Source organism: Arthrobacter sp. C9C5 (assembly GCF_013359735.1).
In the GTDB taxonomy this organism is placed as follows: domain Bacteria; phylum Actinomycetota; class Actinomycetes; order Actinomycetales; family Micrococcaceae; genus Arthrobacter.
This window is the reverse complement of sequence record NZ_JABFMX010000002.1, coordinates 249,311-260,043: the sequence shown is the minus strand read 5'-3', so window position 1 is coordinate 260,043 and position 10,733 is coordinate 249,311. Positions and strand designations below refer to the sequence as shown.

The following is a 10,733-nucleotide window of genomic DNA, read 5'->3' as shown; positions in this document are numbered from 1 at the left end:
CCGAAGATCGCGCCTTCGGCCGCCATCACGGCCTTGATGAAGGAGTGTCCCACCCCCTGCACTGAGCAATGGACATAATGCGTAGATGTCCATCCCTGGCCGGGCGCGGGGAGCATTCCCACTCCGCACCGACCCGGCCACCGCGGAACATGTCCACCCCCTGCACTGAGCAATGGACATAATACGTATATGTCCATCCCTGGCCGCTCGCTGGGAGCATGCCCACTCTCCGCGCCTGCCAAGGGACATGTCCTCGCCTAGAGCCGAGCAATGCACATAGTGCCTATATGTCCACTGCTCGTCGCGCGAACGGAGCATGCCCATTCAGCGCCCGTCCGACCGCGGAACATGTCCATCTACGATGCTGCAACGCGGACAAGTCCAGTGCTGGCGGCAAGGAGTGCGCACATCCAACGGCCTCCTTGCCTAAGCCCGGAGCCGACCGGCGTCAAGCGGCCGCGGAGAGCCGGTTCAACGTCTCACGGACCATGGCTATGAATTCCTGCGGACGGTATTTGAGCAGCGGGTAGGTCACAACCAGGGTGGGCACGCCCAACCGGACGGTGACGTTCCACCGCCGTCGGTCTTCTTCGAAACTCGCCCGGTCCATGTGGAAACCGGCACCATCGGTTTCAATCCCCAGCCGGCCGTCCACCATGAGGTCCAGATGGCCCATTCCCGGGATGTTCACCTGGGACTCAACCTGGAAGCCCGCCCGTCGCAGCAGGAACCGCGCCATGCACTCGATGACCGACTGAGACTGCGGAACGATAGCCGCAGCAATTCTGCGCTCCCGGGCGTCGCTCCGGCCGGCCAGCCGCTGTCGAAGTGACGACAGCGGAAGGCCCTTGAGCACGACAGCGGATTCGGCGATTGCGAGGCCCTCCAGCTCTGGCAGGCAACGCAGGCTTTGGACCACGGTGTCCAGCAGTGTCGGCGGTGCCGCTGACCGGTGGCAGACAAAGCCCTGGTAACTGCGGCTGTGGGTCAGCGCAACATGCGGATGCTTGGGCGCTTCGAGCACCCAGAGCCCATCAAAGTGGGCGGCAGTGACACAGGCCGGCTCTGCGGGCAGGGACCGGATAGCGACCAATTGCGCATCCGCTCCCGGCATTGCGTAGACGCCACGGGCCACACGGGCAACCGTTCCGTTGGCTAGGGCCGCGTTGAGCTGGAAGCTGGATATTCCTGCTGCCGCGAGATGCTTGGCGCGGGCCACGCCGTCGTAGCTGGACATGACTTCACTGACTTTGACCATGGCCCCATGGTCTCGATGCCGCCCGGCTCGGAGCAGCCCCCGTTTCCGCTATGTGCACAAGTGCGTGTCCAGTGTCGGGCGCCCGGACTGGACATGTCCATTGGTCAGAAAGGGGCATGTCCGCTGCCGGGCCCAAGCAGTGGACATACTGCCAATATGTCCACTGCCGGGAGCGAAGAATGGGCATGTCCCAAGGGTGCGGCAACGAGGAATGGGCAGGTACACCCGCGCGGGCGAAGGATGGGCATGTCCGGCGGCTGCGCTACCCCGCGCGCCGTGCGTAGCGGCGGCACCAGAGCAGCATGGCCACCGTGACCGCGGCCGTGCCGAAGATCCACAGGTTCCCGGCGAGGTCCGCGATGATCAGCCGCTTGCCTATCTCGAGGGTGGACCACCAGCCTGTCAGCGCGTAGCATCCCGCGCCGCAGACCGCCGTCGGGACCAGGGAGCGGAACGCCGACCCGAGCAGCAGCTCCACCGATGCCAGCAGCACCAGCGCGGCCACGGCGCCCCAGGGAAGTTCGACGCCGGCCACCAGCAGCTGCTGCCGGTGCAGCACGGTGCCGGCCAGGGCAACAAAAAGAGCTGCCGGCAGGGCGGCGGCAATGCCGCCTGCCCTTCCGGCAGCTCTCTTAGTCACGTCTCAGCCGAAGCCCGGAGACCGGGATCAGACCTTGGCGCGGGCGCGGTTGGCCTTGGCACGCTCGTTGGTGTCCAGGATGACCTTGCGGATGCGGATCGCATCCGGGGTAACCTCGACGCACTCGTCTTCGCGGGCGAATTCGAGGGACTCTTCGAGGGTCAGGTCGCGCGGCGGCGTCAGGTTCTCAAAGGTGTCCGAGGAAGCGGCACGCATGTTGGTGAGCTTCTTTTCCTTGGTGATGTTGACGTCCATGTCGTCGGCGCGGGAGTTCTCGCCGACGATCATGCCCTCGTAGACCTCGGAGGTGGGCTTGACGAAGAAGGAGCCACGCTCCTGCAGGTTGATCATGGCGAACGGGGTCACAACGCCGGCGCGGTCGGCGATCATCGAACCGTTGGTGCGGTACTCGATCGGGCCGGCCCACGGCTCGTAGCCCTCGGAGATGGAGGCGGCGATGCCGGCGCCACGGGTGTCCGTGAGGAACTTGGTGCGGAAGCCGATCAGGCCACGGGCCGGAACGATGAATTCCATGCGGCACCAGCCGGTGCCGTGGTTGGCCATGTTGGTCATGCGGCCCTTGCGGGCAGCCATGAGCTGCGTGACCGCGCCGAGGTATTCTTCGGGCACGTCGATGGTCATGTGCTCCATCGGCTCGTGGACCTTGCCGTCGATGGTCTTGGTGACAACCTGCGGCTTGCCGACGGTCAGCTCGAAGCCTTCGCGGCGCATCTGCTCGACGAGGATGGCGAGCGCGAGCTCGCCACGGCCCTGGACTTCCCAAGCATCCGGACGCTCGGTGGGGAGCACCTTGATGGAGACGTTACCGATCAGTTCCTTATCGAGGCGGTCCTTGACCTGGCGTGCGGTGACCTTCGCGCCCTTGACCTTGCCGGCCAGCGGCGAGGTGTTGATACCGATGGTCATGGAGATGGCGGGGTCGTCCACCGTGATCAGCGGCAGCGGCTGCGGGTTCTCTGCGTCGGTCAGTGTCTCACCGATGGTGATTTCCTCGATGCCGGCGACGGCGACAATCTCGCCCGGGCCCGCGGACTCGGCCGGGACGCGGTCCAGGGCCTTGGTGGCGAGCAGTTCGGTGATCTTGACGTTCTTGAGCTCGCCGTTGGCGCGCGCCCAGGCCACCGTCTGACCCTTACGCAGGGTGCCGTTGTAGATACGCAGCAGGGCAAGGCGGCCAAGGAACGGGGAGGCGTCAAGGTTGGTGACGTGCGCCTGCAGCACACCGTTCGGGTTGTAGGTCGGCGCCGGGATGTGGTCGATGATGGTCTGGAACAGCGGCTCCAGGTCCTCGTTCTCCGGAGCGGTGCCGTCAGCGGGCTGCTCAAGCGAAGCGCGACCCACCTTGGCGGCGGCGTAGACGACCGGAACGTTAAGGATCTTGTCCAGGTCCAGGTCCGGTACTTCGTCGGCGAGGTCGGAGGCCAGGCCAAGGAGCAGGTCCATGGACTCGTGGACGACTTCCTCGATCCGGGCGTCGGGGCGGTCGGTCTTATTGACCAGCAGGATCACCGGGAGGTGCGCGGCGAGGGCCTTGCGCAGCACGAAGCGGGTCTGGGGCAGCGGGCCCTCAGAGGCGTCGACGAGGAGGACGACGCCGTCGACCATGGACAGGCCGCGCTCGACCTCACCGCCGAAGTCGGCGTGGCCGGGGGTGTCGATCACGTTGATCGTGATGGTCTCACCGTGCGAGGACGGACCGTTGTAGGCCACCGTGGTGTTCTTGGCCAGGATGGTGATGCCCTTTTCGCGTTCCAGGTCACCGGAGTCCATGACGCGGTCTTCGAGGTGGTTGTGCTCGGCAAAGGAGTTGGTCTGCTTGAGCATGGCGTCGACCAGAGTGGTCTTGCCGTGGTCAACGTGGGCCACGATCGCGACGTTGCGCAGGTCACTGCGCGATGCAGTGGCTACCGCAGTGTTGGTGGTGGTTTCAGACATGCGTTATTGCTCGATTCAGTGGTGAAGTCAGCTGTTGTATCGCGACATTTCCAACCGGAACGCACGACAGGTACGGCCCTTTGACACAGGGCGCCTTCATCCATTCTAGACGCTAGGGCATTTATTGGCCTAAAATCCCAAAGCGCCCCTCCCCCCGGCCTGTTACCGAATCGTGAGTCCCCACGCTGTCAGGTGACCAAAGTCACTGGCATTCGGCCCGGGTATGCCGCATTATTGCTGGAGTAACTACGAACGCGGGGGAAGTCCGACATGCCAAGCGCCCAGAGGATGGCCCGTATCACTCCGCCATTTCTCGCCGCAGCCCTCTTCCTTGGCAGTTGTACCCCGGCTCCCGATGCAGCCGAGCTGCCTAAAACCTCAGACCGCGTGAAGGAGCTTCCCGCGGCCGCGGCGGCCGGTCCCGGCCAGCCGGCGGCCGCGGGCACCGTCAGCAAGAAGACGGCCGCAGGCCCGGATGGCCTGCCAGCGGGATCGCTGTACCGGAACCCGGCCAACGGCAGGGACGAAGTCATCGTCGAGGGCATTCAAAACACCGCCGTGCTGATCGGCGATTCCCAGTCCGAGCCGTCGATGAGCTGGCCCAGGCTCGCCCTCCGGAAGCTCGGCTACAACGTCGTCTTCTGCGGCGGCAGTGGCACCGGCTTTGTGGTCGGCAACGGCGCCCGCGGCAGTTACATCGATGCCTTGGAAAACGGGGAATGGCATCTGCCGTACGGGGCACCCCCGGTGGTTGTCATTGAGGGCGGCGGAAACGATGCCACCCGGGGGGCATCCGACTTCGACATCGAAGAGCACGCCGAGCGCCTGATCGACGCCGTTGAGGAACGCTACCCCGCCGCCGAAGTAGTGATGGTCGGGACGCTCGCGCGGGGCGCCCAGGCCGGTGGCGGACGCCGGACACAGGTTGATTCGCTGCTGGGTTCCGTCGCCAAGGAGTACGGGCTTTCCTTCGTCAGCGTGGGCGACTGGCTGACCCGCTACGGCCTTGACCGCTACCTTGCCGACGACCGCCACTTGAACGCCGAGGGCAACGAGGCGGCGGCCGCCCTGCTGAGCAAACGCCTTGAGGCGCTCGGGCTCGTCTAGGACCGACCGCACAGGTAACGACAGCGAACAGGAAGGGAGCCAGCGCCCACGTTGTGGACGCCGGCTCCCTTCCTAAAGGCGGCAGTGACGGTGCAGCAGCCGGCCCCTAGGCCGTTGCCACCTCGGGCGGCAGCATGAGCTTGGCGCCGGGAATCGCGTTGAGCAGGGCCTTCGTGTAGTCCTGCTGCGGCGAGTCGAACACGTCGTCGGTGGAACCGGTTTCGACCAGTTTGCCCTTCTCCATCACGCACACGTGGTCGGCGATCTGCCGGACCACCGCGAGGTCATGGGTGATGAACAGGTATGTCAGGCCCAGCCGGGACTGCAGGTCTGCCAGCAGGTTCAACACCTGCGCCTGCACCAGCACGTCGAGTGCGGAAACGGCCTCGTCGCAGATGATCACCTCAGGGTCGAGGGCCAAGGCGCGCGCGATTGCCACGCGCTGGCGCTGGCCGCCGGAGAGCTCGTTCGGGTACCGCTGCATGGTGGACTGCGGCAGCGCCACCTGGTCCAGCAGTTCCCGGACCTTCTTCTCGCGGCTGGCCTTGTCACCGATCTTATGGGTCCGCAGCGGTTCCTCGATGGTCCGGAAGATGTTGTACATCGGATCGAGGGAACCGTAAGGGTCCTGGAAGATCGGCTGCACGCGGCGGCGGAAGGCGAAAATCTCCTTGCTGTTCAGCGTGGAGGTGTCGACGCCGTCGAACACGATCTTGCCCGAGGTGGGCTTGAGCAGGTTCAGCACCATCTGGGCCACCGTGGACTTGCCGGAACCCGACTCCCCCACGATCGCCGTCGTGGTTCCGCGCTTGACGCTGAAGGAGACATCGTCCACCGCGGTGAAGTCGGTGGAACGGCCGAAGCCGGAGCGCAGCTTGAAGACCTTGCTCAGGTTCTCAATCTGGAGCACCTCGTCGGGCAGGCTCGTTGAGACGACGACGTCCTCGGCGGGTGCCAGGAGATCGTCAGATTCGACACCGAGTTCCTTCGCGGCCTGGATGCGCCGTGACGCCAGCGACGGCGCCGAGGCGACCAGCCGCTGGGTGTAAGGGTGCTGCGGGTTCTGCAGCAGCTCCAGCGAGGGACCCGATTCGACGACCTGTCCGCGGTACATGACCACGACCTTGTCGGCGCGTTCGGCGGCAAGACCGAGGTCGTGGGTGATCAGCAGGACGGCCGTTCCCAGTTCCGTGGTCATCTTGTCCAGGTGGTCCAGGATCTGTCGCTGCACCGTCACGTCCAGGGCCGACGTCGGCTCATCGGCGATGAGCAGGCGCGGCTGGCAGGACAGGCCGATGGCGATCAGGGCACGCTGGCGCATGCCGCCGGAGAACTCGTGCGGGTACTGACTGGCACGGCGCGCAGCATCGGGCAGTCCGGCCTCGGACAGCACCTTCGCGACGTCGTCCGGGCCGCTGGGCAGCCCGTTCGCCTTCAGCGTTTCCCGCACCTGGTAACCGATCTTCCAGACCGGGTTGAGGTTGGACATCGGGTCCTGCGGCACCATGCCGATGCTGTTGCCGCGGAGCTCGATCATGCGCTTCTCGGAGGCGTGGGCGATGTCCTCGCCGTCGAAGATGACCTGGCCGGCGGCCACCCGGCCGTTGCCCGGAAGCAGGCCGATGGCGGCCAGCGCCGTCGTCGACTTGCCGGAACCGGACTCGCCGACGATGGCGACGGTTTCGCCGGGCATCACCGTGAGGTGCGCGTTGCGGACAGCGTTCACTTCGCCGTTGCTGGTGGTGAAGCTGATTGCCAGATCCTTGATTTCAAGGAGCGGGCGTCCGGCGGCCGCGCCGGCTTCGTGGAATTCGACAGAGGCGTTCATGGCGTCCCCTTTCATCGCTTGCGCGCTTTGGGATCGAGCGCATCACGCAGGGCGTCGCCCAGCATGATGAAGCTCAGGACGGTGATGGACAGCGCGATGGCCGGGTACAGCAGCGGCATCGGGTTGGACCGCAGGGAGGCCTGCGCTGCCTGGATGTCATTGCCCCACGACATGACGCTCGGCGGGAGGCCGATGCCGAGGAAGGACAGCGTGGACTCGGCGACGATGAAGGTGCCCAGCGAAATGGTGGCCACGACGATGATCGGCGCGAGCGAGTTCGGCATAACGTGGCGCATGAGCGCACCGAACTTGGAGACACCCAGCGAGCGGGCGGCCGTCACGAAGTCCGCGTTGCGGACCTCGATCACGGCGCCGCGGGTGATGCGGGCGATCTGCGGCCAGCCGAAGGTCACCAGGATCAACACGAGCGTCCAGGCCGTGCGGTTGGCACGGAACACCGGAAGCTGCATCAGCACGATGGCGCCGAGGATCAGCGGCAGCGCGAAGAAGATGTCGTTGATGCGGGCCAGGATGGAGTCCACCCAGCCGCCGTAGTAGCCGGCGAGGGCACCCATGATGCCGCCGATCAGGAGGACGCCAAGGGTGGTGAAGAGTCCCACGGTCACCGAAGAGCGCGTGCCGAAAATGACGCGTGCGTACACGTCGCAGCCCTGCTGGGTGAAGCCCAGCGGGTGCCCGGCGGCCGGTCCGGCGTCGGAATTGGCCAGCTGGCACGCTTCCGAGGCCGGGTCGATGCCGGAAAACAGCGAGGGGAAGAGCGAGACGGCGACGACGACGAGGATCAGGAAGGCGGAGATCAGGAAGAGCGGCTGCCTGCGCAGGTTCTTCCACGCCTCGCCCCAAAGGCTCAGGGGTGCCTGATCTTCCTTGACTTTGTCGGTTGCCTGCAGCGGCGTCTCGGAGAAGTCGGCGACGAAGTGCTCGACGTGCCGCTTGGCGGGGGCCGCGTTGGTCGTCTCTGGGGTCATGTTCTCAGGCGTCATAGCGGATCCTTGGGTCAAGCCAGGCGTACAGCAGGTCTACAAGCAGGTTGGACACGACGTAGATCAGCACCAGCACGGTGACGATCGAGACGACCGTGGGTCCTTCGCCCTGCGTCACGGCCCTGTAGAGCCGGTTGCCGACGCCGGGGACGTTGAAGATGCCCTCGGTAACGATGGCTCCGCCCATCAGGGCGCCCAGGTCGGCGCCGAGGAAGGTGATGACCGGGATCAGCGAGTTGCGGAGGATGTGAACGCGGACCACACGGAAACGGGACAGGCCCTTCGCGGTGGCGGTGCGCACATAGTCGGCGTTCATGTTTTCGATGACGGACGTCCGGGTCAGGCGCAGGACGTAGGCGAATGAGCCCAGTCCGAGGACGATCGCCGGCAGGATCAGGTCCTGGACCGTGGCGGCCGAGCTGACGGTGGGCTTGGCCCAGCCGAGCTGGACGCCGATGGTGAACTGCAGTAGGAAGCCGAGCACGAAGATCGGGATGCCGATCACGATCAGGGAGGCGATCAGGACGGTCGCGTCGAAGAACTTGCCCTTCCGGAGGCCGGCGATCAGGCCGAAGATGATTCCGAAGACGGCCTCGAAGATCAGCGCCATGACGGCCAGCCGGGCCGTGACCGGGAAGACCTCGCCCAAGACCGCGGCGATCGGGCGTCCGGAGAAGTCCTGGCCCAGGTCGAAGGTGAAGATCCCCTTGAGGTAGAGCAGGTACTGGATCCAGAACGGCTGGTCGAGGTGGTACTGCTCCCGGAGCCTTGCCGCTACGGCCTCGTTGACCGGCTTGTCGCCGAAGAGGGCCACGATGGGGTCCCCCGGCAGGCTGAAGACCAGGAAATACACCAGCAGCGTGGCGCCCAGGAAGACCGGGATCAGCTGCAGGAAACGCTTGAGGATGTAAGTCGCCATCAGCGAACGACACCCCCGTCAGCAAGCATCCTGTCCAAGGATGCGGCGGAGTTGTTCATCAAAGAACCTTTTCACTATGGGTGCAGCCGTCGCCGGTGTAGTCACGGCGGCCCGGCTGCGAAGAACACCGGCCGGGGCGGGTGCTTAGAAATTGGGGTGGAAGCAAAACAACGGCGGAGGCCCCAATCCAGGCAGCCCCCGCCGTTGTTCAGTTATTACTTGCCAGTTATGTTGTAGTACAGCGGAACGCCGTCCCAGCCGTAGTCAACGTTGGAGACCTTGTCGCTCCAGCCGCCCTGGGCAACCTGGTACCACAGGGGGATGGCCGGGAGGTCGGTCAGGAGGGTTTCCTGGGCCTTGTTCATGGCCTTGTTGCCTTCGCTGACGGAGGAAGCGGCAAGACCTTCGGAGATGGCCTTGTCGAACGCCGGGTTGGCGTAGCGGGCGTCGTTGGAGCCTGCACCGGTCTTGTAGATCGGGCCGAGGAAGTTGTACAGCGACGGGTAGTCGGCCTGCCAGCCGGCGCGGATAGCACCGGTCAGCGTGCCTGCGGTGGCGTCGTTGCGGGCTTCCTTGAAGGTTGCGTAGGGCTTGCCCTCGACCTTGATGCCCAGAGTGTTCTTCAGCTGGTTCACAACAGCCTCGACCCATGCCTTGTGGCCGCCCTTGTCGGCGTTGTAGGCGATGGTGAAGGTCTTGTTCGCGTCCCACTTCTGGATGGCGTCAGCCTTGGCCCAAGCAGCCTTGGCCTTCTCGGCGTCGAACTTCAGGTTCTCGGAACCCGGGATCGAGTCGCTGTAGCCGTCCAGGACGGGGGCGGTGAAGTCCTTCGCGGGCTGGCGTGCGCCGCTGAAGATGACCTTGGTGATTTCTTCGCGGTTGATGGCCATGGAGATGGCCTGGCGGCGAAGCTTGCCGGCTTCACCGCTCCACTCCGGCAGGTATTCCGGAATCGCGATGGTCTGGTTGCCGGCGTACGGCTTGTTGATCGTGCGGTCACCCAGGTCGGTCTTGAAGTTCTTCAGGGCGCTCGTGGGGATGGTCTGCAGGATGTCCAGGTTGTTGGACAGCAGGTCCTGGTACGCGGCGTCGTCGTTCTGGAAGATCTTGAACGTCACGCCGGCGTTCTTGGCCTTGCGGGGACCGTTGTATTCCGGGTTCGGAACGAGCTGGATCTGCACGTTGTGCTGCCAGCCGCCGTCGGCCAGCTTGTACGGGCCGTTGCCGACCGGCTTCTCGCCGAAGCCCTTCGGGTCCTTCAGCGCGCCGGAGGGAACCGGAACGAAGGCGGTGTAGCCGAGGCGCAGCGGCCAGTCAGATTCCGGCTGCTTCAGCTCAACGGTGAAGGTCTGGTCGTCGACCACCTTCAGGCCGGACATGGTCTCGACCTTGGAGCCTTCGGCGCTGGCCTCGTCGTAGCCCTTGATGCTTTCGAAGAATGCACCGCTGAGCTGGGCGTTCTTCGCAGCCGCACCAAAGTTCCAGGAATCAACGAACGACTTGGCGGTGATGGCCTCGCCGTTCGTGAACTTCTGGTCCTTCTTGATCTTGATGGTGAAGTGCTGGCCGTCCTTGCCTTCGATGGACTCGGCCAGTTCGTTCACGGGCTTGCCGCTGGGGTCGTAGCTGACCAGACCGGCGAAGATCATGTCGATGACCTTGCCGCCGCCAACTTCGTTGGTGTCGGCCGGCATCAGCGGACGCTGGGGCTCAGAGCCGTCGGCGATGATGACCTTGCTGGCGTCGCCACCGGTGCTGCCGCCGGCGGTGTTAGAACCGCCGCCGCCGCAACCGGTCAGGGCCAAAGCGGCGATAGCCACCATGCCCAGTGCTTTGGAAGTGCGCGAAAAACGCATTCCGCCTCCTAAGAGTTGTGGGAGTTCGTGCGGGAGAGACTTGTGCTTCCCGGCAGGCCCGGGCACAGAAATATCCTGTGACGTGGCCTACATATGGAAGTAGCCTAACCGCAAAAAGTCCGAATGATGGAACTCCGTTGCCAAACCGTGACTCGACAACGTCGT

At 64.9% G+C, this 10,733-nt stretch carries 8 protein-coding genes; 1 reads left to right on the top strand and 7 read right to left on the bottom strand.

What is annotated here, in order from left to right:
• Positions 1–448: 448 nt before the first annotated feature.
• From HNO80_RS02755 to typA, 3 genes are all read right to left on the bottom strand, one after another.
• Complete coding sequence (locus tag HNO80_RS02755) at positions 449–1,258, bottom strand: type IV toxin-antitoxin system AbiEi family antitoxin domain-containing protein (protein WP_175321304.1); 810 nt, start codon at positions 1,256–1,258, stop codon at positions 449–451.
• A 262-nt stretch (positions 1,259–1,520) separates the two neighbouring features.
• Positions 1,521–1,898, bottom strand: a complete 378-nt coding sequence (locus HNO80_RS02750) for a hypothetical protein (RefSeq protein ID WP_175321303.1) — start codon at positions 1,896–1,898, stop codon at positions 1,521–1,523.
• Between the two features lie 27 nt (positions 1,899–1,925).
• Complete coding sequence (typA, locus tag HNO80_RS02745) at positions 1,926–3,854, bottom strand: translational GTPase TypA (protein ID WP_175321302.1); 1,929 nt, start codon at positions 3,852–3,854, stop codon at positions 1,926–1,928.
• Between the two features lie 387 nt (positions 3,855–4,241).
• On the opposite strand from typA, the gene HNO80_RS18045 reads away from it, so the two are divergent.
• Positions 4,242–4,961, top strand: a complete 720-nt coding sequence (locus HNO80_RS18045; protein ID WP_349627172.1) for an SGNH/GDSL hydrolase family protein — start codon at positions 4,242–4,244, stop codon at positions 4,959–4,961.
• Positions 4,962–5,067: 106 nt separating this feature from the next.
• On the opposite strand, the gene HNO80_RS02735 is transcribed toward HNO80_RS18045, so the two are convergent.
• The 4 genes from HNO80_RS02735 to HNO80_RS02720 all read right to left on the bottom strand — a co-directional run bounded on the left by HNO80_RS02735 (position 5,068) and on the right by HNO80_RS02720 (position 10,568).
• Positions 5,068–6,789: an ABC transporter ATP-binding protein gene (locus HNO80_RS02735; RefSeq protein ID WP_175321300.1), complete on the bottom strand. Its 1,722-nt coding sequence runs from the start codon at positions 6,787–6,789 to the stop codon at positions 5,068–5,070.
• Positions 6,790–6,800: 11 nt separating this feature from the next.
• Entirely contained in the window at positions 6,801–7,793 is a 993-nt protein-coding gene (locus tag HNO80_RS02730) for an ABC transporter permease (protein WP_175321299.1), read from the bottom strand.
• A complete protein-coding gene (locus tag HNO80_RS02725; protein WP_175321298.1) occupies positions 7,783–8,712 on the bottom strand; it encodes an ABC transporter permease in 930 nt (309 codons plus the stop codon). The genes HNO80_RS02730 and HNO80_RS02725 overlap by 11 nt, the downstream gene beginning before the upstream one ends.
• 215 nt (positions 8,713–8,927) lie before the next feature.
• Positions 8,928–10,568, bottom strand: coding sequence for a peptide ABC transporter substrate-binding protein (locus HNO80_RS02720; RefSeq protein WP_175321297.1), 1,641 nt, complete (start codon positions 10,566–10,568; stop codon positions 8,928–8,930).
• Positions 10,569–10,733 lie beyond the last annotated feature (165 nt).